Source organism: Aestuariibacter sp. A3R04 (genome assembly GCF_018860805.1).
GTDB lineage: Bacteria > Pseudomonadota > Gammaproteobacteria > Enterobacterales > Alteromonadaceae > Alteromonas.
Window position 1 is genome coordinate 818842 of record NZ_JAHKQR010000011.1, and the last position, 25490, is coordinate 844331.

A 25490-nucleotide genomic window follows, 5' to 3' on the forward strand; every position below is an offset into this window, starting at 1 on the left:
TTATGGCAGTACAACAAAATCGTAAAACACGCTCTAAGCGTGGTATGCGTCGTTCACACGATGCATTGACAGGCGCGACTTTGTCTGTCGATTCAACGTCAGGTGAAACTCACCGTCGTCATCACGTAACCGCTGATGGTTACTACAAAGGCAAGAAAGTCATCGCCCGCTAGTCGGTTGGTGAGTACATTTTGTCTAAGCTAACCATTGCGTTAGATATCATGGGGGGCGATCACGGTCCCCCTGTTATCCTCTCCGCCACCCTTAAAGCCATTCGGCTTCATTCCGATTTTAATTTTATTTTGTGCGGTAACGAAGCGGTTATTAATCCCGCGCTTGAAAAATTGTTACCTGAACAGCGTGCCCGCGTGTCTGTTGAGCATTGTGAAGATGTTGTGGAAATGGGCGATGCCCCGGCATATGCGCTGCGAAATAAGAAAAAATCATCCATGCGCCGCATTGTTGAACTGGTTGAAAGTAAATCTGCATCAGCATGTGTGAGTGCCGGTAATACCGGTGCGCTATTGGCCATGGCTTATTATTTGTTAAAGACTATTCCCGGTATAGATCGTCCGGCGTTGGTGTCCGCCATGCCAACTGCCAGCCAACACCGAGTGTTTTTGTTGGATTTGGGGGCGAACGTAAATTGTACCTCGGAAGCTCTATTTCAATACGGTGTGATGGGCAGCGTACTTGCTCAGGAAGTCTGCGGCATAGAAAAGCCCCGGGTGGCATTACTCAATGTTGGCGAAGAAGATATTAAAGGCAATGCTCAGGTGAAAATTGCCGATCAATTATTTCGCCAAGCAGATGCCCTTACTTATATTGGTTATGTTGAGGGTGATGATATCTTTACTGATTACGCCGATGTAGTTGTCACTGACGGTTTCACCGGAAATATTGCGTTGAAGTCAACAGAAGGTTTGGCGAAACTCGTAATCAGCGAGGTTAAGCGACAGTCACAATTGAACCTTTTGACCCGTGCAATGGCAAGAATCGCTTTGCCGCTATTAAAAAGCATCTACAACCGAGTGAACCCCGACCAGTATAATGGGGCGAGTCTGTTAGGATTGCGCGGCATTGTCATCAAGAGTCACGGAAACGCCTCAGCCGATGCATTTTACTATGCTATCTATCAGGCCATGCAAGAAGCAAGAATGGGTATTCCTGAAAAAATAAAAAGCAAAATAGAAACGGTTTTGTTGGAGCAGATTTGAGCAATTATTCACGTATTATCGGGACGGGCAGCTATTATCCTAGTGAAGTGCGCACGAACGCCGATCTCGAATTAATGGTTGATACCAGTGACGAGTGGATTACTGATCGTACAGGTATCAAAGAAAGACGCATTATTGGTGCAGACGAAACAGCAGCGACCATGGGCGCAGAGGCTAGCCGGCATGCGATAGAAGCCGCTGATATCGACCCCCAGTCGATAGACATGATTGTTTGTGCCACAACCAGCGGGCGCTATGCACTTCCGAGTACTGCCTGTGAAATTCAGCGTTTACTGGAACTCGACGGTATCCCTGCCTTCGATGTTGCCGCTGCATGTGCGGGCTACTGTTATGCGCTGAGCGTGGCGGATCAATATATTAAATCCGGTATGGCGAAACGGGTTCTCGTGATAGGTACAGATTGTCTGAGCCGATTGGTCGATCCAAAAGATCGGTCAATGGTAATTTTGTTTGGCGACGGAGCAGGGGCTACGATTATTGAAGCCAGTGAAGAACCCGGTATATTGTCCACCCATATTCATGCCGCCGGTTCCTATGGTGATTTACTGTACGTGGGTAACCCAACCCGTGGCGACGACGCCTCTGTTCATGAGAATTGGGGGGTAATGAAGGGCAATGAGGTGTTTAAAGTGGCAGTCACAAAATTGTCCGAAACAGTTATTAAAACCCTCGAAGCCAACAATATGCAAAAATCTGACCTGGACTGGTTGGTACCTCATCAGGCTAATTTTCGCATCATCAAAGCTACAGCTAAGAAGCTTGACATGTCACTGGATCAAGTGGTTATTACGCTGGAAAAATACGGTAATACGTCTGCTGCAACAGTTCCTACTGCACTGGACACGGCCATTCGGGATGGCAGAATAAAGCGCGGCCAGAACCTATTGTTAGAAGCGTTTGGAGGCGGCTTTGCCTGGGCCTCTGCGTTAGTCAGATATTGATTTACTTTTTATTACTGCGCGTAAAAAATAAAAATAAGGAACAAATATGAGTCGAACAGCCTGTGTTTTTCCCGGTCAGGGGTCTCAAGCTGTTGGTATGCTTAAAGAGCTTGCCGACAGTCACGCTATTGTAGAGCAAACCTTTGCTGAAGCATCTGACGTATTGGGATATAACTTATGGGAGTTGGTTCAAACAGACGAACAGGGCAAATTGAACGAAACCCACATCACCCAGCCTGCACTCCTAACCGCGAGTGTGGCTATTTGGCGCGTATTGCAAGCACAGGGGCTTAGCGTTGATTACGTCGCTGGTCACAGTCTGGGTGAATATTCAGCGCTTGTATGTGCCGGTGCCATTGAATTTAAAGACGCTGTAAAATTGGTGGAATCCCGCGGCGAGTTTATGCAGCAAGCTGTCCCCGCTGGTGCCGGAGCTATGTATGCCATTATTGGTTTAGATGACAATAAAATCGCAGAAATTTGTGAACAAACAGCTATTGCTACAGGCGATGTGGTAGCACCTGTGAATTTCAATTCACCTGGCCAGGTTGTTATTGCCGGTGAGAAAAATGCCGCTGAAAAAGCAGCCACCGATTGTAAAGATGCTGGTGCCAAGCGCGCGTTACCACTATCGGTAAGTGTGCCGTCTCATTGCGAGCTTATGCGACCGGCTGCAGACCAACTTGACGATGCGTTGGCCTCGATTATCATTACTTCACCTAAAATACCTGTGGTGAACAATGTAGATGTTAACGTTGAAGAGGAACCTTCGGCGATTAAAGATGCCTTAGTAAGACAACTTTACTGTCCGGTTCAATGGACAAAAACGATTGAATTTCTTTCAACATCTGGTGTCGACAAGGTTATTGAAGTGGGACCGGGCAAGGTGTTAACAGGTCTGAATAAACGCATCGATAAATCATTGACCTGTGTGGCTGTGAACACACCAGATTCGCTATCATTGGTTTAATTTGGGGTTAATAGGAAAAACATGACACAATTAACCGGAAAAATCGCGCTGGTTACAGGCGCTAGCCGTGGTATTGGCAAGGCCATTGCTGAGACGCTAGCAGCTCAGGGCGCAACTGTTATTGGCACTGCGACCAGCGACAAAGGTGCAGAAGCGATATCTGCTTACCTTGCAGCATCAGGTGGTAGAGGTTTGGCCTTAAATGTAACAGATAAAACCTCCGTTGAAACCGCCTTAAAAACAATAGTGGATGACTTTGGTGCCATTGATATTCTCATCAATAACGCAGGTATTACCCGTGATAATCTGTTGATGCGGATGAAAGAAGACGAGTGGCAGGATATTATTGATACCAATCTAACATCAATATTTGCGCTCTCTAAGGCAGTATTGCGTGGTATGATGAAAAAACGCTATGGTCGCATTGTAAATGTAGGCTCGGTTGTAGGTAGCGCTGGTAACGCGGGGCAAGCAAACTATGCGGCAGCAAAAGCTGGCGTAATTGGGTTTTCTAAATCTATGGCCCGGGAAGTAGCTTCTCGTGGTATCACGATTAATGTAGTAGCGCCTGGCTTCATCGACACAGATATGACGAAAGCATTGACAGATGAGCAGAAGGAAGCGATCTTTAAGGATATTCCGGCAAACCGGTTAGGTGCGCCCGAAGAAATTGCGTCCACTGTCGCCTTTCTGGTAAGCGATGGCGCAGCTTATATTACCGGTGAAACCATTCATGTGAATGGTGGTATGTACATGAACTAAGCTGCAATTGTGCAGTTAACAGCACTTTATCCTTGTTTTGCCAGGGTGATGGTGTTAAAAATTTGTAGAATTTAATTGGTTAGTTGCTGGTTTGACCAGAAAGTTTAGATAAACTGGTACTTGCAAGCTAATGACTTGCAAAATAAACTAGCGGCACTTTTTTATCTAGTGACGTTAAGGGAAACCTAGAATTATGAGTAACATTGAAGAGCGCGTAAAAAAGATCATCGTAGAACAGCTGGGCGTTAAAGAAGAAGAAGTAAAAGCTGAAGCTTCCTTCGTTGATGATTTGGGCGCAGATTCACTCGACACTGTTGAGCTGGTAATGGCTTTAGAGGAAGAGTTCGATACTGAAATTCCTGATGAAGAAGCAGAGAAAATTACTACTGTTCAATCTGCTATTGATTACATCAACGCAAACAAAGACGACTAATATCGTCCATTGAATTTGCGGAAACGGCTCTGTTAAGAGCCGTTTTTGTATCTGTCGTTATTTCCAATACGAGGGCTTTTTGTGACAAAACGTCGCGTAGTGGTTACTGGAATGGGTATGTTGTCTCCACTGGGTTCCACCGTGGAGGGTACGTGGACGCGTTTGCTGAATGGCGAAAGCGGCATCGGTGACATTACTCTTTTCGATTGCAGTAACTATTCCACTCGTTTTGCCGGTCAGGTTGATAACTTTGACCCGCAAGATTACATCGAAAAAAAAGAAACTAAGAAAATGGATCGGTTTATCCAGCTGGGAATTGCAGCGGGTAAACAGGCGCTGGCTGATTCAGGCTTGCGCATTACCGATGACAACGCACACCGCGTGGGTGTTGCTATTGGTTCTGGCATCGGTGGTCTGGAGCAGATTGAGCAAAATCATATCAAGTTGTTAAATAGTGGCCCTAAACGGGTATCGCCGTTTTTTGTTCCGTCCACTATCACAAATATGATCTCGGGTTTTCTTTCTATTATGGAAGGCTTGAAGGGGCCAAACTTAAATATTGTGACGGCCTGTACCACGGGTGTTCACAACATAGGTGTGGCTGCCAGAACCATCGCATATGGCGATGCAGATGCCATGTTGGCCGGCGGCGCTGAAGCGTCAATCACGCCTCTTGGCATCGCAGGTTTTGCCGCTGCCAGAGCTTTGTCTGCAAACAATGACGCACCACAACAGGCTAGTCGTCCTTGGGACAAAGATCGCGATGGTTTTGTCATGGGTGAGGGAGCCGGCGTTATGATGTTAGAATCATATGAATCCGCTGTTGCCCGTGGTGCAACCATATATGCAGAATTGATTGGATTCGGTATGAGTGGTGATGCGTACCACATGACGTCTCCGCCATCAGACGGGGAAGGTGCTGCCCGGTCTATGGAAAACGCCTTGTTAGATGCGAAAATGGCGCCAAGAGACATTGGCTATATCAATGCTCATGGTACGTCTACGCCTGCAGGAGACATGGCAGAAGTGGCTGCGGTTAAACGGGTATTTGGCGAGCACGCCTATGACTTGTTGGTAAGTTCGACTAAATCCATGACAGGTCACCTCTTAGGTGCAGCAGGGTCTGTGGAAGCGATTTTTACAGTGCTGGCACTGCGCGACAAGATGGCGCCGCCCACTATCAACCTGGATAATCCGGGAGAGGGTTGTGATCTCGACTTTGTTGCTCATGAGGCAAAAGCCTTTGAATCACCTTACGCATTGTGTAACTCATTTGGGTTTGGTGGTACGAACGGATCATTGATTTTCAAGCACATCTGATGTGCAACGAGGATCAGTTAAAAGCCCGCGATTATCGCGGGCTTTTTCGTTTGCTGGGTAAAACATGGTCGATATAAAAGGCATACATGTCCATCTGTCTAGGCCCCGATAATGTTGCATTTCACGTACTTAATGTGTGCTGAAATATCGCGATTCTGCTGGTATACTCTCGGGCCTGTTTGTGAGTTAAACGGAATCTTGATGTCAAGTAGCCCCCCATTAGATCGTGCTTTACAATACGGTGATGGCCTATTTACCACTGCGGTGGTGCAAAACGGTGCAATCGCATTGTGGGATTTTCACAAGCAACGTCTGCTTTCTGACAGTCATCGGCTAATGATAGATATCAATGGTGAAAAACTGGAAGTCGAAGCGTTTCAACAGGCTAAAGCGCTGAAAAATGGCGTGCTTAAAATTCACCTTTCAGCGGGTACAGGAGGCAGAGGGTATCAAAGGGCTGAAGACACTGTGCCAACGGTAACCTATTCCTATCATCAGATACCCTCTCATTATGCAGGTTGGCGTAAGAATGGAATAGAAATCAGTGTGAGTCCTGTTCAACTCGGTGTACAACCTTTGCTGGCCGGTATAAAGCACTTGAATAGGTTAGAGCAGGTATTGGTGAAACAACAATTAACCTTTGATGATGCTATTGTTACCAGTATTGACGGTTACGTGATAGAAGCCAGCGCCAGCAACGTGTTTTGGTATGCAAACGGCACCTGGTATACACCGGCACTAACAAAATGTGGTGTTGAAGGCGTGTTTCGAAGATTTATCACCGCGTATTTTGAGACTAAGGGTCAAGCTGCGGAGGTTGGCAATTACTTTCTCAGTGACGTGTTTGTCGCAGATGCTTTATTTCTGTGCAACGCGCTTATGGAAATCGTACCGGTGAGATCCCTCCATCACGATGGACGTGTGTATAACTTTGATATTCAGCCGGTAAGGCACCTGCAACAACAATTAGCAAACAGGGCAATGACCTAAGTATGAAATGGATAACAGGTGTTGTTGTATTTGTCATTCTTGCAGTGTCTGCGACCATAGCAGTGGCAGTGTGGGGGGTGAACGCGCTTCACTCTCCTATGAACATCAAACAGCCTGTTTTGTTCACCGTCGAATCAGGTATGTCACCTCTTGCTGTCTCAGAACAGCTCATTGAATCCGACTTGACCTCCTTGCCCACCTGGTTGCCTTGGGTGTGGTTTAAACTTGAGCCCGACATCAGCCACATTCAGGCGGGTACGTATGAGGTCACTCCAAGACACAGCTTTGCGACATTATTTGCCGACATGAATGCAGGCAAGGTACGCCAGTTTAGTGTTTCTCTTATTGAAGGGCTTACGTTGCGGCAATGGGTGGATTCACTGATAGCACAGCCCCATTTGGTTGATGATACTGATGGTGACGCATTTGCAGGGGTCACTAATGTTGATGGGATGCCAGAAGGCGTGTACCCCGAGGGCATTTTTCTGGCTGATACTTATTACTATACAGCGGGAACGAAAGTGAGCCAGGTATTGGAACGAGCAAATCGTGAGCTCGTTGAATTTCTTTCACAAGCATGGCAAGAAAGAGATACTGATTTGCCGTTGAATTCGCCCTATGAGGCATTGATCCTCGCATCGATTATAGAAAAAGAAACGGCTGTTGCTAACGAGCGTTCACTCATTGCTGGTGTGTTTGTAAACCGATTGAATAGAAAGATGCGTTTACAAACAGATCCAACGATTATTTACGGTTTGGGTGAACGGTATGAGGGAGATATCAAGTACGCACATCTTCGTGAAAAAACGGCTTATAACACATACGTTATCAAAGGGTTGCCGCCTACACCTATTGCCATGCCTGGACGTGAAGCCATTCTCGCAGCATTACATCCTCAACAAACAGAGGCGTTGTATTTTGTCGCGAAAGGCGATGGTAGTCATGTTTTTTCATCTACACTGGACGCGCATAACGACGCGGTAAACCAGTATCAACGGAACCAAGGCCAGAAGTAGTATGACTGGAAAATTCATTGTTATAGAGGGCCTTGAAGGCGCTGGAAAGAGTTCGGTAATTGACGTTGTGAAGCGTGTTGTAACCGATCGAGGGTACACGTGTATCAATACGCGGGAGCCAGGTGGTACCCCCATGGCAGAAGCTATTCGTGAATGCGTGAAACACGAGTGGCAGGAAAGCGTGTCTGAAGAGACTGAATTGATGCTGATGTACGCCGCTAGAAGGCAACTATTGGTGAATGTCATTCAGCCTGCGCTGGCAAAAGGGCATTGGGTGATTGGCGATCGTCACGACCTATCCTCACTTGCGTATCAGGGGGGAGGCAGACAAATTGACGCTGATAAACTCGACGCATTACGTCAGTTATGTTTACAAGGTTTTCGCCCTGATCTCACCTTGTATTTGGATGTTGACCCTGCCGAAGGCCTCAAGCGGGCTCGGGGACGGGGAGAACTCGACCGCATTGAAAAATCTGGACTGGGGTTCTTTGAGCGTACACGGGAACGCTATCTTCAATTGGCCAATAGCGATGACCGCGTTCACACTGTTGATGCGATGCAACCGATGAATAAGGTGCACGAGACCGTAAGAAAAACAATTGAGGCCTATTTGTCGTGATCTACCCTTGGTTCACATTGCTTTTCAGTCAGTTGATGTCGCGTTTACACAAGCGTACTCTTCACCATGCGCTACTACTAAGTGGACCTGCAGGCTTGGGTAAGCAGGATTTTGCCTATGCTTTGGCAGAATCGATTCTATGTAAAACACCCGGTAAAACGGGGGCGTGTGGACTATGTCAAAGTTGTCATTTGTTTGCAGCGGGAAATCATCCTGACTTTCATTTACTGACCAGTGAAAAACAACTGGGGGTAGACAAAATTCGCGAAGGTATTGGCAAATTAGCAAGCACAGCACAGCTCGGTAACAATAAGGTGGTGGTAATGCCTCAGGCTGAGACTATGACAGAGGCAGCGGCAAATGCACTGCTTAAAACCTTAGAAGAACCCACCAGAAATACCTATTTGCTGTTGTTGACTAGTCGGCTTAACGGTTTGTTACCCACCATATTAAGTCGCTGTGAAAAGCACATGCTGTCCCTTCCTGGCAAATCAGAACTGCAGTCATGGCTTGCCGGAGAAGGGTTTCCTCACGTAACTGAGCGATACCTGGGTGCTTACGGGTATTCACCCCTGACTATAAAAGCAAGTCTTGCTGAGAAGGGCGAAAAGCTGACTTACGACGAGTTTGAACAGGCTCTTGCAGATCTTAAAAACGGAGATGTCAGATGCAGCGCACTCGCAGGAAAATGGCAAGATGACGCAGCACAAGTAGTGACGTGGCTACAAGCCGAAGCGCACCAGGCTTTTCTTAAGAGTAGTGCATCGGCGGATTATCAAAGAGCCATGCGGTGTATGGAAGCGAAGCAACGGCTCGCCCACGCAGGGGTGAATAAATCGGTGATCCTTACAGGCATTTTAACCGTTTTTTCATCGCAGTAGTTCAAATCAACTAGGGGTTGTATTTTGTTTGTAGATTCTCATTGTCACCTCGACAGACTAAAACTGGATGATGCTGGCTTAACGGAAGCGTTGACGTATGCCAGACAGCGTGGAGTAGAACATTTTCTCTGTGTGTCAGTATCAGTAAAAGATTTTGACAGTATGTATGAGAAAGTAAAAGGTTTTGATGATGTTTCCGTATCCTGCGGCGTACATCCGCTGCATCAGGAGGACGCTTGTGATTATGACACTTTACTCGAAAAAGCCGCTCGTTCTGAAGTGGTTGCTGTGGGTGAAACCGGGTTAGATTACTTTTACAGTGCTGAGACTAAAGACATCCAACGCACATCATTTGTGGACCATATCAATGTTGCTAACGAGCTAAATAAGCCTCTGATCATTCATACCAGAGATGCAAGAGAAGATACTATCGCCTTGCTAAAATCCCATAGAGCACCGCATACCAACGGAGTTTTACACTGCTTTACCGAATCGCTGGAAATGGCGCAAGAAGCCATCGCCATGGATTTCTATATTTCTATTTCCGGTATCGTCACATTTAATTCTGCGCAAGCCTTACGCGATGTGGTTACCGCATTGCCATTAGAGCGGTTACTTATCGAAACTGACTCTCCATGGCTGGCACCGGTGCCCCACCGTGGTAAAGAAAATCAACCTGGTTACGTGGTAGAAGTTGCAGAATTCATTGCTGAGCTAAAAGGTGTATCGGTGCAAACCCTGGCCGAGATTACGACAGACAACTTTTATCGTTTGTTTCGCCATGCAAAAAACACCTGAAGCAAATTACCCCGAATGGATGGGGAAGTTAAAAAAGAGTTTGCAACAAACTCGTGGAGCACCGGAAAGCCGTTATTTTCAGCTAGCAACATGTGATTTCCGGGGAATGCCACAAGTTCGCACATTGGTACTACGTGAACTCGATAGCACTAGTACTATTTTGTATGCATTTTCTGACTTGCGCACAGAAAAAATCGCCGAGCTTCGTCAGTGCAATGATTGTGCGCTATGCTGGTACTTTGCGGCAAACCGTGAACAGTACCGAATGTCTTGCAAAGCTACTGTGGTTACTATTCAGTCTGACCCCAACCGGTTACGAGCTTGCTGGAATACTATGTCCGAGCAGGGCAAAAAACAATATTTCTGGGGGCACCCAAAAGCACTGTTGGCAGACAGTCAAACCATAAAAAGTGAAGCTACCACATCCGAACCTCCGTCGCATTTCTGTTTAATTGCGCTTGAACCTTACGAAGTGGACTATTTGTCTCTTAAGGCGACACCGCATCACAGAATGTTACATACAAAAAATAACGATGAGTGGGTAGCAAGGGCGGTTATTCCGTAACCGACCCTGCGAACCGTTTACGCGTCGGTTTAAAAAAATCCGCGATATCACGTGTACCGCGGTAAAGGGGAATTATTCGGTTCTCACTACCCGTAGAGGTTACTGCTTTAACGATCGCAGTAGCGACATCTTCCCTTGGGATAACTACGTCGTCTTTGCTTTCAGGTTTTATTGTTTGAATTTTACCAGTACCGGGTTCATCCAGCAAAGTGCCGGGGCGTAAAATGGTATAACGCAAGCCACTAAGCTTAAGGTGCTCATCTGCCATGTGTTTGGCCACCAAGTATGGTCTTATTGCCGAAGGCAGGGCATCCGGATCATCAGCACCCACTGAACTGACCATAGTAAAGCGGATGGTACCGTGTTGCTTGGCGTATTCCACTGCGTTTCTCGCAGCCCATAAATCAATCAACAGGGTTTTCTCTGCACCAGTGTTACCACCGGAACCGGCGGCAAAGACCACCTGTTCACATTGCTCAAAGGCGGTTGAAAAATCGTCCTCTAAATCTTTTTCAAACACAGACAGGTTAGGATGCTGGATATCACTTAATTTACCGGCATCTCTTACCAAGGCTTTTACCGTAAGCCCTTCTTCAATCAGCATTGTCGTTGCTTGTTTAGCAATGTTACCGCTGGCACCAATAATTAATACATTCGTCATCGTTTGACCTCTTTTTTGTGAGTGTACGATTTCTATGACTTTTCGAAGAGATGGATCAATAGGTACTTTGAATTGACACCACAACAAGGCAAATGACATACATCAAGGAAAATAGGGCGAATGCTTGTTTGATTTGATTATTTATACTGTGATAGGCAGCACTGTTTGTATTTCTTCCCGCTACCACATATGCATTGTTCATTTCGTCTCGGTTTATACGTGCCGGTATCGGCGTGGATAATGCCGGCGTGGTATTTCCACTCACCGTTTTCGATAATAAAGCTGGATGTTTCGTGCATGAGAAAGAGGTGTCGGTTATGAGCATACCAGGCTTTGAATTCGACCTGAGAATCAGAAGGTATTGACACAATCTGAAGGCGGATCCACGTGGTATTCTTGCCGTCAGCAGCCACTGCAGCTTCAGTTAGTGAGCCACGCCCCTGAATACTATAGGTTTGGAGAATATAGCTATACGCGTTTGTAACATAAGCAGAATATCGAGAACGCATAAGGGCTTCTGCACAGGACGCAGGTTTGTGACCAGCAAGAAGCGGCTGACAGCAAGCGCTAAAATCTTTACTACTATTACAATAACATAGCATGCATACACCTCCAGGGTGGGGAGTTTACGCTTAGCGCTGTGATCCTGCAACGCTTACCACGGCCCAACGACGACATTTTTTCCACCCTGTATGTTACTGTCATTTTTTACCTGTAGATTAATGACTGATACCGCATATAAATGACATAGCTTTTGAATATTTGCGCGTTCAGAAGCATTTAAGGCCAGATTTTCTACATAAATTGTTTTGCACTGTCCGCTGGTAATTAGTTTTGAAATCCAAGCCGGTACGGTTTCTTCATCCGGTTTCTGCATGCGGATGGTATGGGGCATGTCTTTTTTAAACGCCACTGAATTTGACAGTAAATAACACCAGCCCCGTGGACGTGAGAGACGAGATGGTGCACCGTCGAATGGAAATGAAAGTTGGACCACATTGAGTGTGGACTTAGCGTGATGGATGTTTGTATTAATCATAGGTGAACCTGTTTTTCTGTACAGTGTATGGATATACAGTATTTGGTTTCGATATTATAAGCAAGTATTTTCTGCATAAAAAAACACCGCCAAATGGCGGTGAGGGTTATTTTCTACTTTCATGGGTCGGTTCATTTACCTTTGAAGCCGAAGCTTTTGACGTTTAATCTTGTCAGCACTGCTTTGCGGCTAATAAAGATGAGAATGGCACCCAACCAGTAAAAAACCGGGTCTTGCCACCCGGTTTTCAATGACCAGGTGTAGTGTAGCAGGGTCAGAAAAAGCGCTGGATATACTAAGTAATGAAGCCGTTGCCAGTTTTTTCCCATTTTTCGTCTGATAGACATGGGGGAGGTGACTGTCAACGCCAGAAGAATATTAAGCGCGATAACACCCACAATGATGTAGGGACGTTTAGTCAATTCTTCAACAATAAGTGACCATTGTAACTGTAATTCGAAGCTAATATAGGTAAGCATGTGAAGTATTGCGTAAAAAAACGCGTAAATGCCTATCAAACGCCTGAATTTGATTAAATCGCCACAGGGGAGACGTTGGGCTAACGGTGAGATTGCGAGCGACACCAGCAATAGATTGAGGGCCGTGATGCCAGATGTATTTAACAGGGCTTCGACAGGATCTGCTCCCAATGCGTCGTTAACACCTCTATAAAATACCCAACCGACATAGCCAAGGGCAAAGCAATGTATTACACATTTCACCGCGTAGCGGTGTATTGGAGTCAAGCGAACCGGCTTTGCAAACAGAGTTTTCATTAGTAGTTTTTCGTCAAATCCAAACCGCTATACAAAGAAGCTACTTCTGAGTAACCGTTAAACATCTGCGTGGGAATGCGCTGCTGGTTGAAAAGCCCGCCAGTTGTAATTCTTCGCTCTGACGCCTGACTCCACCTTGGATGGTCGACATGTGGATTCACATTCGCATAAAAGCCGTACTCTTGGTGAGCAAGGCGCTTCCAGGTAGTGGGCGGTTCCTTGTCCGTAAGGCGAATGCGGACAATGGACTTGATACTTTTAAAACCGTATTTCCATGGCACCACCAGTCGTATCGGAGCGCCGTTTTGCGGAGGCAGGGTTTTCCCGTATACCCCTATTGATAACAGGGAAAGCGGGTGCATGGCTTCCTCAATGGTTAGGCCTTCAACGTAGGGGTAGTCTATTCCCCCGCCCACAAAGCGGCTTCGCTGACCCGGCATTTGATCGGGGTCGTAAAGGGTTTCAAAAGCAACATATTTTGCGCTGGATAAAGGCTTGGCCTTTTTCAGTAGTTCACTGAGTTGGAATCCCGTCCAAGGAATAACCATGGACCAGGCTTCCACACACCGCATTCGATAAATGCGTTCTTCAAGACTGACTGTTGAGTAAAGGGCGTCGTAATCCAGTGTTATGGGATATTCCACTAAACCATCAATACTCAAAGTCCACGGTTGTACGTGAAATGATTGTGCATTCTTTACGGGGTCATCCTTACCTGTGCCGAATTCATAGAAATTATTGAAGGTGGTTACCTTTTCATAGGGCGTGAGCGGATCTGAAGTTACATAGGCTTCATTTTTGGTAAATTTCAGAGGTTTTGTAGTAAATAGTGTTTTCTCGTCATCATCACTAAACCATCCAAATGCCTGAGCTTTGTTACTTAGTAAAGCGCCAGCACCAATGAATCCCAGTGTTTTAATCAACTGTCTCCTGTTGCGGTACACTGACTCGTCTGTAACGTCGTTGTCTTTTAATATTACGCTGGGTTTATAAGGTTTAACCATAATTGTTCCGTGATACACCAAAGGTCATAATTGTAGACCCGTAATGAAGTAAATAAATTTCACAAAGTGTACCTGCCAATGATGAGCTATGAGTTCAAGAAAAAGGTGAAACTATTGCGAGGAAGCTCACTACTGCCTTTCACAGCGTACACGCCAAAAGAATCAAAACTTTCACAGCCGCCACAATAACTGAGACAGAGACAAGGTGTGGAACTAGATATGAAACGTATCCTGAATACCGCCCTGCTTGGGTGAGAATATACTACTGTACAATCGCGACGCGAATTCATCCGTCATACCTGATATGTAATCAGCTAAAACGCGCATCCCATTTTGTTCTTCACTGGCCTTTTGCCAGCGCAATTGAGTATTCTCCGGAAGTAAGCGCTCAGGATCTGATGCAAAGGCCTCAAACAATTCCATGACTACCAACTGCCCCTTGTATTCTAATAGCTGAACATCTGGCCGGCGGATAACTTTTCCGTATACAAAGCGTTTAAACAATTCAAGGGCTTGTGCATAGTGGCAGGGCATGGTTGCGTTAAAGGCCAGGAGGGGATGGGTGAAACCGGCGACGCCCTGAATTTCTATGGCAGTAATAAAGCTATTTACCAGTGCGCCAATGGCATTTTTTCGCTCGTGGTGCTCACTGCTAAATAGCTTATTGGTAAGCCCTTCAATGTGCTCTGATAACCAGGGGATAGCCATTTCCCGCAATGGCAACGTCACATCCTGTACAAAGTGGTGTTTGTGAACCATTCCCATGACAATGGCATCTTCCAAGTCATGGATGCCGTAAGCGATATCGTCTGACAGCTCCATGATAGAACAGTCAAACGATTTGTAGCAGGTCTTGCTATGACCGCCCGCATTGTTTTTAAACGACATGAACCGCGATTTTTCATCCAAACTAAATGGGTCGAGTAACCAGTCGAGTAAAGGCTCGTCACATCGAAAAAGTCCTTTTGGCGGGTGCCATAAGTCGGCTTTCACTTGGCGAAAAGAACGGGGCTTTTCCGGTCTGGCACCGTCGCTGTGGAGGGCATCAATAAAATTTGGGTATTTGACCAGGCCGAGTACGCTTCTTCGAGTTAAGTTCATTCCGTGGTTGGCTGTATAGGGCTCCAACTGGGTGATAATACGAAAGGTTTGCCCGTTTCCTTCAAAGCCACCGAATTCATGCATCATGAAATTCAGGGCAATTTCCCCACCGTGACCGAAGGGGGGATGGCCGATATCATGCGCCAAACACAGGGTTTCTATCAGGGGGGCCTCTAAGCCTAGTTCCCGTGCAATTTCGGGAAACTTGCCGCAAAGTTGGGCTGTAATACCTGTGCCAATTTGCGCCGCTTCAAGGGAGTGAGTTAAACGGGTACGGTAGAAATCACTGAGACCAACACCTAACACCTGAGTTTTTGCCTGTAATCTTCTGAAAGCGGCAGAGTGAAGCACTCTGGCTTTGTCCCGTTGAAAGGGGTTTCGGTGATCACCATCGCGGTTCTGACTTCGGGGTAAACGTCGCTCACACCACGGAGACTGCGCGTGTTGCAAAGCATTGGCTGATAAATTTGTACCGGTTTTAGTCATAGTCGAACATCAATAATGGTTACAATGTCAACAACATAGCATCAATCAATAATGTCGCATAGCACGGGGAGCATCGCGATTTACTTAATTGTCCTGTTGAGAAAGTTCATCCACACTAACCAAGCAATTATCTGCAAATGTATCGAATAGATAACGTACTTCCGGCAAGGTTTCCTTAAAATGAGACAGCATTCCATCGAGACGATCTCTAACCGGAATAAATTCCCGGTTTCCCAACTGAATTTCATCACAGGCCTTGAGGTATGCTGAAATAAGGTCCGCCGCTTTGACGACTGTTTTGTATTCGGGATCCACATTGGACTGCACTACTAGAGGCGCAAAATGGGGTTGTAGCAATTTGGGTAATGACGCCAGGCATTCTTTTTCCGAGGTTTCTTCGAGTTTTTTGAATTCCCGGGTTATTTGCGGGTTGTGGTATTTGGTTACGTGATTAATGTCCGATAATTTTGTTTCTGAGACTTCGTGGTACAGGGCCACCGTGGCTGCCCTTTCAGGGTTAAGACTTCCGCCAAAACGCTCGTTTCTGATCACAGCGAGCAAATGGGCAATTACTGCCACCTGGTGGGAATGTTCGGCAATGTTTTCACGTTTTACTGTATGCATTAACGCCCAGCGCTTTATCAGCGGCATACGTAAAATCCAAGCTAGAAAAGTACTTTGCTGTGTCATAACAGCGCTCCGATAACCATTATTATTTACTGCCTGGCATGTCGTGCTGACGATAATACTTGAAAAAGTTGCCGATACGGGTAAGAGCAGGTTGAAGTACATCAACGTGGGGTAAGAACACTAAACGGAAATAGCAGCCTGTATTGAGATTAAAAGCACGCCCGTGTACCAGCAGGATTTTTTCCTCATTGAGCAGGTCAAATATCATTTGTTCATCGCTGGCAATATTAAATTTCTTTTCATCAACCCGGGCGAAGCAGTACATTGCACCTTTGGGCTTAACGCAAGTGATACCGGGGATATCGTTTAGCATAGTTGATGTAAGATCACGTTGTAGTTTTAAACGTCCTCCGTCTGCGACGAGATCATTGATACTCTGATAGCCTCCCAGCGCAGTTTGAATGGCACTTTGACAAGGGACATTGGCACACATTCGCATGGATGAAAGTATGTTGAGGCCCTCAATGTAGTCTTTCGCAATGCGTTTGTTACCACTGACAACTAACCAGCCTGCTCGAAAACCTGCCACCCGATAGTTTTTAGATAAACCGCTCATGGTTACACAAAAAACATCGTCTGTAAGAGACGCAATACACGTGTGCTTGCGACCGTCGTAAAGGATTTTGTCGTAAATTTCGTCAGAAAAGATAACCAGTTCGTGGGTTTTAGCAACGTCGACAATTTGTTGTAAGAGTGTTTTGTCGTACACCGCTCCGGTAGGATTGTTTGGGTTGATTAACACGATGGCCCGGGTACGACTGGTGATCTTGCTCTTGATATCGTCAATATCAGGAAACCAGTCTGCCTGTTCGTCGCAATGGTAGTGAACCGGTGTTCCCGACGAAAGGCTTACAGCAGCCGTCCAAAGTGGATAGTCAGGGCTTGGGAGTAACACTTCGTCACCGTGATTCAACAAGGCTTGCATGGCCATCATGATCATTTCGCTTACGCCATTGCCAATGAAAATATCATTAATGCGGATATCGGCTATGTTCATCTGCTGATAGTACTGCATGACAGCAACGCGGGCGGCGTAAATACCAGGAGAATCAGAATATCCCTGGGAGGTGGGCAGGTTGTGAATAACATCTTTTACAATGTCGTCGGGTGCTTCGAAACCGAAAGGAGCGGGGTTGCCGATGTTTAGCTTAAGAATTCTGTGGCCCTCATCTTCCATTTTTCTGGCTTGCGCCGCAATGGGACCACGAATGTCATAGCATACGTTGTCTAATTTGTGAGAGCGTTCTACTGGTTTCATTACTGCATTTCTTGAAGTGATTATTCAGGCTTTCAGATTATCGCATTGTCAGCCTGGTTGTTAAGAATAATTTGCTATCTTTATCATCATTTTATCTGATAGGGATGAGATTTTTTCTACGTTAAAGCAAAAACGACAAATTTTGGTGCGCAAACATTTAAATAGTGTAACCAAATGCGTTTCATGCTCCTGTGACAGTCCTCCTTTGCTATACTGTACAAAAATTCCTCGGGGTAAATGCGATGCCGTTGCCTTTAGTGTGGTTAGGCGCAGCTGTAACTGCTGCCTATACAGGAAATAAAATAGCCAAATCCCTGAGCAGGGATGAGGGCAATATCGCTGTTTTTCCTGGGGAACGGTCAATGTTGCCTGTAGTACCTTTAAATGGTGCGATACTGTGCTGTGGGATATACAACGTGCTTATCCACACTGGGATATGGTGGGAGGGTAAAATCGTTGAACTCGCAGGTACAGGTTTGATAAGAGCTGTGTCAGTCGAGCGCTTTTTGGCAGATCGCAGTGGCAACACAACATATATTGCATGTAATGCGTCGGCCCAAGCAATTGCTGATGAGCAGTGGGCACTTAGGGCCATTGATAGGCTCTTTACTTATAGCCCTTATGATGTGATCAACAACAACTGCCATCGATTTGTAGCTCAATGTATGTTGACAGCTCCACCTCCTGTAACCCGATTTGGCCAGTTGAATAGATTGCTATCCAGTCATCACTGTGGGCAAACTTACTGGCATCCAGCAGATATTCGCGAATTTGACATCTAAAAAAGCACTAAAAATGTAGTTTTATTACAACATTTTTGTTTTTTAAGCCGTGCTATCCACCCAAACTTTCTTTTTTATTTGTTAAAATTTCATTTTTTGTGCGTTTGTCATACTTATTTTTTCATTATTTTTTAGATTTTTATTGAATTATATTTAATCTTTTTATTCTTTTTGGTTATTTTAAAATAAAAAAATAATAATACTTTCAATGGGTTGCTATATATTGTGGCTATTAATATCTGCATTTACGCAAGATTTACCCAGCAGAAACAATAATACAACAGCATTTACCTCGGTTTTGTAGGATAAATATTAACGTCACCAGGGCGCAGGGCTCTGGAGACATAAAGATTAAGTTCGCCAAAACTTGTTGAGGAAATGAATCATGAAAGCTATCACTAAATCTCTTGCTGTCTTATTAAGTGTAACTGCGGTTACTGCACCTGCTGTTGCTGCCGATAAACAATATCGCTTCATCGGTGACACCCAATTTGCAGGTTTCTGTAAAGCTGTGGCTACTGACGATGTCCGAGCATTGCGCGTCAATCTTAGCCGCAATGTGGGTCGTATTGCTGCTACTGAGCGTGAAGTTCTGCGTATGTTGACTTCTGAAGGTGGGTTAACATGCAACGGTGAAAATCTGGTTGATTTCTCCGTACAACGCGATGCAACAGCTGTTCACGATTTCTTAGTATCACGTATTTAATCGTGGGGTGGCTGTCGAGCCGGGTGGATGTTATGTACGCACAAATAACACCACCCGGGTCAAACGCCGATGTCGCTATTTTTTGTTTAAACCTTTATCCAACGTGACACCCTTTGCTTGCTGTTTGCGAACAAACGCTGTACATGGTAGCGAAGTTTGAGCAGAGCAACGTATGCCAAGGGGACGAGGATCAAGCTTGTCATTGTAGAGAAAATCAATCCTCCGATTATGGCGATGGCCATGGGAGAGTATGCAGGGCCGTCGCCACCTATTCTCGTGGTGCCTACCGCAAGAGGAACTAAGCCCAGCACAGTCGTTGCAACCGTCATTAGAACTGGCCGGATCCGGGTCATACAGCCATCAACAACGGCAGTATAAAGGGTGACGCCTTCATTGATATACTGATTAATCCTGTCTACCAGTACTATGCCATTGTTCACCACGATACCCATCAGAATGAGCATACCTATCATACCCATAACAGACATGGATGTGCCGGTAATGAGAAATGCCCAAAAGACGCCGGTAAACGAAAAGAGTAGAGACGTGATAACGGCTGTGGGTAAAAGTAATGATTCAAACAATGCCGCCATCACAATGTATATCATTACTATGGCCAATAACATGTTTAATTGCATTACCGCAAAGGCTTCGTCCTGACGCTGGAAACTACCGTCGAGGGTCCATTCATAACCCGTAGGTAAGGTAATATACTGCAACCCGTTTTCAATCCGTTCGCGAGCTTGTTCAACCGTCAAGTCTTCGTCGAGGTTTGCACCTATAGACAGGGCCGTCTGTCGATAAAACCTGCGGATCTCCGACAATTGAGGTACCACAGTTACATCGGCTATCATATCTAAGGTAATGGGTTGGTTGTTCACCTGACCAATGTTGACGCTTCTCAGTGCTGATAACGACGTTTGGGCAGATTCGCCATACATCATTCTCACTTGAATTTCTCCCGCGTCGCCATAGCGGAACGTCCGTAAGTTTGCGCCCCGTAACGCCGTACTGATCAGGTTACCAATCTCATTCGGTTTAATGCCTAAGCGCCACGCCTTTTCGCGATTTACCGCTATCTGATATTCCTGCTTCTCTGTACCGACATCTGCTTTTACGTCTTCTAATCCGTCTATAGCAGCAATAATGGGGACCATTTGGTCGGCAATTTCGCGAAGTTTTTCCGACGATTCTCCGAGTAGTGTAATGCGAATACCTCCGCCATTACCTGAATCCCAATCGAAAGATGGTCGAGCCCTGGCAAAGGCGGGCATACCATCACGTATTTTCTCTTTTATCTCAGAAACGGGAACAGGTAAATCGTCTTCCAGGGTGATGCCAGAGACGGCGTGCCCAGCTTCAAAAAAGGTGTAAACCTGCTTTATGTGAAACGCTGCCTGATTGTCGTACAAGTAGGCCTCCATTTTATCCACCGTTTTTTCCACTTCTTCCATGCTGTAATTTTGCGTCATGTGGTAATTGAGCCAAACTCTGCCTTGATCGCCGTTGTTCTCTTCGTCACCGCTAATATTGCTCATGGGGATGGCGGTACTGGCTAGCAACAATATCGCTACCAGGCCCATGGTTTTAGGATGGTGAAGTGACCATGATAAGATTTTACCGTAGCGTCTGATGTAACCGGGCAGAGACGCATTTTTAACGGCGGGCACAGACACTTTTGATATGAGCAAGGGAATAAGGGTTTGTGCCAGGAGCAACGACGCAAACAACGAGATACAAATAGCAATAGCCACATGTTCAAGAAACACGGTTACGTCAATTTTTACACCTACAATATTTGGCAAAAATACAATGGCCGTGGTCGCAGTTCCGGCAATAACAGCCAGGCTTACCCGGTTGATACCGGTTTGCGTGGCTCGTACGGCGTTTGGATCGCTTTGCCTTGCCTGAAAAATACTTTCACTGACAACCACAGCGTTGTCCACCAGCATACCCACCGCGAGCATTAACCCCATTAATGACAAGATATTCAGCGAGTAACCCAATAAATACATCACACCAAGGGTAATACAAATAGAAAAAGGTACAGACAAAACTACAATGAGGGTGGTGGTTAATTGTCTGAGAAAAAGATACAAAATACCCACAGAGAGCAATGCCCCCAGGAGGCCTGCAGACACTAAATCGCCTAGGGACGTACTCACACTATCAGCGACATCGTCCATAACAAATAAGCTAATGCCATTAAACTCTGGGTCTGATTGGGCCTGGTTGATGACTTTCATGACCCGTTGGGCCACTTCTACCAGGTTGCTACCAGATTCGCGATAAATATTAAAGCCAACGGCATAGGTTCTGTCCAGGTGACGGCCCTCATTGCGCTTAGGCGTTTCATAGCGAATAGTGGCAATGTCTTTGAGTCGCACACCATCCCTGATAAACATATTCTCAAAATCCTGAATGCTGGTAAATTCACCAACCGGGTTGACAAGAATTTTGTTTTGAGTGGCTAAAGAACCCGATGTGGCAGAAAAATTAGCTTGCTGTAATCGCGCGGACAGGCGCTGATTGTCGATGTGCAGCGCGGCTATTTTTTCCGGTAGCAAGCGAATAATGATTTGCTTTTTCAAGACACCATAGAGCTCTACCTTTGACACCCCGGGAACACGTTCGAGAGGGCGTTTAAGATTGCGGTCGAGTAAGTCATAAGCGTTGCTTAAGTCCCGTTCACTGGAAACGCGCAATTGAAAAATAGGCATGTCGTCGGTATTAAATTTGTAAACCAGTATACGTTCAACGTCACTGGGCAATGTTTGTCTAATGGCGTCAATTTTTTCCCTGGCTTCAATGCTTTTCGCTTTGATATTTTCATCCCAATCGAACTCAATAAAGACCTGAGCACGGTTTTCAAAAGATGTAGCTCGCATGCGCTTAATACCTGACATAGTGGCCAACACTTCTTCCACGGGACGGGTAATCATGCGCTCAACTTCTGCGGGTGTGGCATCGCGATAGGGCACTTCTACCACTATTTGAGGGATATCGATGCCCGGAAATTTTTCCAGTGGTAACCATTGTGCGGCAAGTACGCCAAACAGCAACATAGACAAAAAACACATACTAATGGTAACGGGGTGACTCAAGGCGAACCTTGCGAGGCTTGCGCCAACGGGCTGGTGTCTATCCATAGTGATTTTCTCCTTGGCCGGATAACACATCAGCTTCGGTTTCGCGAACAAAGGTTTTGTTGTCAAATACACTGTATAAAACTGGTAATACAATCAGCGTGAGAAGAGTGGCAAAAAGCAGACCAAAGATGACAGTAATCGCCATTGGGGTTCTCACTTCTGCGCCATCACCAAAGCCTATAGCCATGGGTAACAAACCCAAAATAGTTGTTAGTGTTGTCATCACGATGGGCCGAAGTCGACTCTTGGCTGCTTCTACAATGGCCTGAGATTTATCCATGCCGTGGGCACGCAGCTGATTAATTCTATCTATAAGTACAATGGCGTTGTTTACCACAATACCGCAGAGCATGATTAGTCCAATAAACACGACAACAGAAACATGCGTGCCGGTTATCCAAAGGCCAAACACTGAACCCGCGCCAGCAAGGGGGACGGCGAACAATATTAGCAATGGGTGCAACAGTGATTCAAACTGGGATGCCATTACCAGATACACCATGAAAACGGCCAGCGCCAATGCAAATTGTAGCGACGCGAAACTTTCATCCATATCTTCTCGTTGACCTGCTACCGCACTTTTCATAGATAAGGGTAATGAAACTGCGCCAAGCGCTTTTTCTGCATCTGCCACCGCATCGGCTAAATCACCATAAGCCAGGTTTGCCTCAATAAGTACGACACGTTGTTGGCTAACCCGGGTTATTTCACTTGGCCCGGTACTCATGTAGATATCTGCTACTGCGCCTAACGGTACCGGGAATTGGCTTTGGGGGTTGACGATGATCGCGCTGACGTCAGCGATGTTATCTCGTTGCTGTTCCTTACTGCGAACCAAAATGTCTACTTTGCGATCGTCAATGCTGTACTGAGTGGCGATACTGCCACCAATCTGTGATGCCACTATATCGGCAACTTGTTTGGCGTCTAAATTCAAACGAGCGAGTTTGGCGTGGTTAAAGCGTATCTTTAGCTCAGGATTTCCGGCTTGCAGGGTCGATGTAATGTCAGCAAAGCGTTGATTACTCTCTAACTCACTAATGATTTGCTGGCTGTACAATCGCAGTTGGCTAAGATCATAGCCTTGAAGCTGAATTTGCAACGGCGCGCTGAAACTAAACAAAGCTGGTTCCCCGAATTGACTTTGAACACCGGCCTGATTGCGAAGAAAGGCGCGCATTGCGTCTTTTGCGTTATTCATTAGTGCCAAATCAGTTCCTGGTTTCATTACCACATTGAGTTTCCCCCAGTGATCACCGCCTTGTGATGGGGCGGCGCTAAGTAAACTACCTGTGCCCGCGAGGGAGTATGTACGTTGAACGCCCGGTTGTGCATTTGTGACTTTCGCCAGTTCAGCGAGTAGCCTATCGGTTCGCTCGACCCGGGAACCACTGGGTAGTGTTACTTCGACGAAGAACTCACCTTGAGACAATTTTGGGATCAGCTCCATTCCCAGCTTTGGTACGAGCAACACCGAGCTGCCAGTAATAATTAAGGCTGTAAACAGAACCACAGTTCGCTGCCCCAGAGCTAATCGAATAGCACTGTCGTAGCCGCTCTGAAGGCGAATAAACAGTGCCGATACACCAAGGCTCATAGGACGAAAAATAAAGCCGCAAAGTTTTGCCATGATGGCCCAGACGCCAATCACCAAGGTTATTAGCGCCGCTGGCATAAACACAAATATTAATTTGAAGGGGAAGAAAAGTACGGCGCCTGTCCACCCTAAAATGGTCGTGGGTCGGTGTTTCGCTTTAGAGAACACATCGGCATGTGCCAGTTCGGCTTTTTTACTTCGCGCTGCCAGGGAAGGGATGACAGTGAGTGCAACAATCAAAGAAGCTGCAAGGGCAAAGGACACAGTCATCGCTTGATCGCTAAAGAGTTGGCCCGCAATGCCTTCAACGAATATTAGTGGCACAAACACAGCCATGGTTGTCAGTGTCGATGCCACGATGGCGCCAGCCACTTCCCTGGTCCCCTTTTCTGCTGCCTGCGCATTACTTACGCTGTGGTTTTTTCGGTGTCGGTCAATGTTCTCAAGTACCACGATACTGTTGTCAACTAACAAACCCACGGCTAACGCAATACCACCTAAGCTCATGATATTTAGGCTAATATCATTGCCATACATGAGGTTGAAGGTAGCGATAACTGAGACGGGTATGGAAATGGAGATGATCAAGGTCGTCCAGAAGTTGCGCAGGAAAAGGTAAATAACCAGCATGGCAAGTAACCCACCGACCAGTGCCGAGACTTTTACATCATCAATGGCTTGCTTGATGAATATACTCTGGTTGTAAATTGTATCGAGAATGTACCTGTCAGGCAGTGATGCATTGATATCACCTAGCCGTTCTGAAACCCGCTGCGCAACGTCAACAGAATTGGCGTCACCTTCTTTATAAATGGCAATTTCCGTTCCTTCCACGCCGTTGAACCGGGTAATGGCATCGCGATCTTTATAAAAATTGCTTACTGTCGCGACGTCTTTGAGTTGCACGTTTCTGCCGTCGAACTGACGAATATAAACATTTTCAATGTCTTTGAGGTGTTCAAACTCGTTGAGTGTTCGTACCAAAAACGCTTCTGTACCAGCATCAATTCTGCCACCCGCGGTATTTACATTTTCTTCCTGGAGGCGGGCGATAATGTCACTGATTTGCACATTAACCTGACTGGCTTTGCGATGGTCCACTGCGATCAGTATTTCATTTTCGAGGCCGCCACCTAAACGCACAGAAGCAACACCTTCAATTGATTCGAGACGACGCTTAATCTGCTCTTCAGCGTAAAGTCGCAACCTCTTCAATTCGGCCACGGTATTGTCGGTAGTATTTTGCGTTGCATCAGGGGTCAGCGACAGCCCCAACTTCATTACCGGATCCATACTGGGGTTGAATTTGAGTAATCGAGGCTTCTCTACATCAAGGGGGAGTTGCAGAATATCGAGTTTTTCGCGAACTTCCAAACTGGCAAAATCCATGTCTGTACCCCATGAAAACTGCAGGATAACGTCAGATTGCCCGGGTCTGGACACAGATTTAACCGATTTGACTCCCTTAACCACACCAACGGCTTCTTCAACGGGTTTACTAACCAGCTGTTCAACTTCATTAGGGGCCGCGCCGTTGTAGTCTGTCCTGACAGTAAGCGTAGGATAGGACAATTCTGGCAGTAAATTAACTGACAACCGGCTCAATGAAACCATACCGAACAGCAATACTGCGACAGTAAACATGGCTATGGCGACGGGTCGCTTTACGGCGAGTTGTACAATACTCATCTCAATACTCCTTGCTCAG

The 25490-nt window shown here is 46.1% G+C and carries 25 protein-coding genes; 15 read left to right on the forward strand and 10 right to left on the reverse strand.

All coding sequences use genetic code 11. The features are described from left to right. Positions 1 to 2: 2 nt before the first annotated feature. The 13 genes from rpmF to KO518_RS13050 all read left to right on the forward strand — a co-directional run bounded on the left by rpmF (position 3) and on the right by KO518_RS13050 (position 10533). Positions 3 to 173: a 50S ribosomal protein L32 gene (gene rpmF, locus KO518_RS12990; RefSeq protein WP_119501522.1), complete on the forward strand. Its 171-nt coding sequence runs from the start codon at positions 3 to 5 to the stop codon at positions 171 to 173. 18 nt (positions 174 to 191) lie between these two features. Then, positions 192 to 1217 carry a phosphate acyltransferase PlsX gene (gene plsX / locus KO518_RS12995; protein ID WP_216026238.1) on the forward strand — a complete coding sequence of 342 codons (1026 nt, stop codon included), beginning with the start codon at positions 192 to 194 and terminating at the stop codon, positions 1215 to 1217. Then, positions 1214 to 2179, forward strand: a complete 966-nt coding sequence (locus KO518_RS13000) for a beta-ketoacyl-ACP synthase III (RefSeq protein WP_216026239.1) — start codon at positions 1214 to 1216, stop codon at positions 2177 to 2179. Before plsX ends, KO518_RS13000 begins: the two co-directional genes overlap by 4 nt. Positions 2180 to 2225: 46 nt before the next feature. Then, on the forward strand, positions 2226 to 3149 hold the full coding sequence (gene fabD / locus KO518_RS13005) for an ACP S-malonyltransferase (RefSeq protein ID WP_216026240.1): 924 nt from the start codon (positions 2226 to 2228) through the stop codon (positions 3147 to 3149). 21 nt (positions 3150 to 3170) lie between these two features. Next, positions 3171 to 3911: a 3-oxoacyl-ACP reductase FabG gene (gene fabG, locus KO518_RS13010; protein ID WP_216026241.1), complete on the forward strand. Its 741-nt coding sequence runs from the start codon at positions 3171 to 3173 to the stop codon at positions 3909 to 3911. A 193-nt stretch (positions 3912 to 4104) separates the two neighbouring features. Further along, positions 4105 to 4344: an acyl carrier protein gene (gene acpP / locus KO518_RS13015; protein WP_216026242.1), complete on the forward strand. Its 240-nt coding sequence runs from the start codon at positions 4105 to 4107 to the stop codon at positions 4342 to 4344. Positions 4345 to 4425: 81 nt separating this feature from the next. Beyond that, on the forward strand, positions 4426 to 5664 hold the full coding sequence (fabF, locus tag KO518_RS13020; protein WP_216026243.1) for a beta-ketoacyl-ACP synthase II: 1239 nt from the start codon (positions 4426 to 4428) through the stop codon (positions 5662 to 5664). A 201-nt stretch (positions 5665 to 5865) separates the two neighbouring features. Further along, the gene (gene pabC / locus KO518_RS13025) at positions 5866 to 6654 is read left to right on the forward strand and encodes an aminodeoxychorismate lyase (RefSeq protein WP_216026244.1); all 789 of its coding nucleotides are present in this window, start codon (positions 5866 to 5868) and stop codon (positions 6652 to 6654) included. Positions 6655 to 6656: 2 nt separating this feature from the next. Further along, positions 6657 to 7670, forward strand: a complete 1014-nt coding sequence (mltG, locus tag KO518_RS13030; protein ID WP_216026245.1) for an endolytic transglycosylase MltG — start codon at positions 6657 to 6659, stop codon at positions 7668 to 7670. 1 nt (position 7671) lies between these two features. Further along, on the forward strand, positions 7672 to 8289 hold the full coding sequence (gene tmk, locus KO518_RS13035) for a dTMP kinase (protein WP_216026246.1): 618 nt from the start codon (positions 7672 to 7674) through the stop codon (positions 8287 to 8289). Beyond that, the gene (holB, locus tag KO518_RS13040; RefSeq protein ID WP_371742323.1) at positions 8286 to 9170 is read left to right on the forward strand and encodes a DNA polymerase III subunit delta'; all 885 of its coding nucleotides are present in this window, start codon (positions 8286 to 8288) and stop codon (positions 9168 to 9170) included. The genes tmk and holB overlap by 4 nt, the downstream gene beginning before the upstream one ends. Before the next feature lie 24 nt (positions 9171 to 9194). Then, entirely contained in the window at positions 9195 to 9968 is a 774-nt protein-coding gene (locus KO518_RS13045; RefSeq protein WP_216026247.1) for a TatD family hydrolase, read from the forward strand. Further along, on the forward strand, positions 9952 to 10533 hold the full coding sequence (locus KO518_RS13050; protein WP_216026248.1) for a pyridoxamine 5'-phosphate oxidase family protein: 582 nt from the start codon (positions 9952 to 9954) through the stop codon (positions 10531 to 10533). The genes KO518_RS13045 and KO518_RS13050 overlap by 17 nt, the downstream gene beginning before the upstream one ends. Here the strand turns inward: KO518_RS13050 and KO518_RS13055 are convergent. From KO518_RS13055 to KO518_RS13090, 8 genes are all read right to left on the reverse strand, one after another. Next, positions 10523 to 11194 (reverse strand): SDR family oxidoreductase, encoded by a 672-nt coding sequence (locus tag KO518_RS13055; protein ID WP_216026249.1) that lies wholly within the window; start codon positions 11192 to 11194, stop codon positions 10523 to 10525. The genes KO518_RS13050 and KO518_RS13055 overlap by 11 nt on opposite strands. 137 nt (positions 11195 to 11331) lie before the next feature. Further along, positions 11332 to 11703 (reverse strand): YchJ family protein, encoded by a 372-nt coding sequence (locus KO518_RS13060; protein WP_216026250.1) that lies wholly within the window; start codon positions 11701 to 11703, stop codon positions 11332 to 11334. Positions 11704 to 11849: 146 nt separating this feature from the next. Further along, positions 11850 to 12233, reverse strand: coding sequence for a deoxyguanosinetriphosphate triphosphohydrolase (locus KO518_RS13065; RefSeq protein WP_216026251.1), 384 nt, complete (start codon positions 12231 to 12233; stop codon positions 11850 to 11852). Between the two features lie 131 nt (positions 12234 to 12364). Beyond that, the gene (locus KO518_RS13070) at positions 12365 to 13009 is read right to left on the reverse strand and encodes a sulfite oxidase heme-binding subunit YedZ (protein WP_216026252.1); all 645 of its coding nucleotides are present in this window, start codon (positions 13007 to 13009) and stop codon (positions 12365 to 12367) included. Continuing rightward, on the reverse strand, positions 13009 to 14013 hold the full coding sequence (gene msrP, locus KO518_RS13075; RefSeq protein WP_216026253.1) for a protein-methionine-sulfoxide reductase catalytic subunit MsrP: 1005 nt from the start codon (positions 14011 to 14013) through the stop codon (positions 13009 to 13011). The genes KO518_RS13070 and msrP overlap by 1 nt, the downstream gene beginning before the upstream one ends. A gap of 213 nt (positions 14014 to 14226) precedes the next feature. Continuing rightward, positions 14227 to 15600, reverse strand: coding sequence for an anti-phage deoxyguanosine triphosphatase (locus KO518_RS13080; RefSeq protein ID WP_216026254.1), 1374 nt, complete (start codon positions 15598 to 15600; stop codon positions 14227 to 14229). A gap of 84 nt (positions 15601 to 15684) precedes the next feature. Then, complete coding sequence (gene yfbR, locus KO518_RS13085) at positions 15685 to 16290, reverse strand: 5'-deoxynucleotidase (protein ID WP_216026255.1); 606 nt, start codon at positions 16288 to 16290, stop codon at positions 15685 to 15687. Positions 16291 to 16312: 22 nt separating this feature from the next. Continuing rightward, positions 16313 to 17548, reverse strand: a complete 1236-nt coding sequence (locus tag KO518_RS13090; RefSeq protein WP_216026256.1) for a pyridoxal phosphate-dependent aminotransferase — start codon at positions 17546 to 17548, stop codon at positions 16313 to 16315. Positions 17549 to 17790: 242 nt separating this feature from the next. On the opposite strand from KO518_RS13090, the gene KO518_RS13095 reads away from it, so the two are divergent. Together KO518_RS13095 and KO518_RS13100 are read left to right on the forward strand one after the other, a co-directional pair. Continuing rightward, entirely contained in the window at positions 17791 to 18330 is a 540-nt protein-coding gene (locus KO518_RS13095) for a hypothetical protein (RefSeq protein ID WP_216026257.1), read from the forward strand. A gap of 385 nt (positions 18331 to 18715) precedes the next feature. Next, positions 18716 to 19036 (forward strand): DUF3718 domain-containing protein, encoded by a 321-nt coding sequence (locus KO518_RS13100; protein WP_216026258.1) that lies wholly within the window; start codon positions 18716 to 18718, stop codon positions 19034 to 19036. 86 nt (positions 19037 to 19122) lie between these two features. Here the strand turns inward: KO518_RS13100 and KO518_RS13105 are convergent, their stop codons facing one another. Then, complete coding sequence (locus KO518_RS13105; protein ID WP_216026259.1) at positions 19123 to 22185, reverse strand: efflux RND transporter permease subunit; 3063 nt, start codon at positions 22183 to 22185, stop codon at positions 19123 to 19125. Next, entirely contained in the window at positions 22178 to 25471 is a 3294-nt protein-coding gene (locus KO518_RS13110; protein ID WP_216026260.1) for an efflux RND transporter permease subunit, read from the reverse strand. Before KO518_RS13110 ends, KO518_RS13105 begins: the two co-directional genes overlap by 8 nt. Positions 25472 to 25490 lie beyond the last annotated feature (19 nt).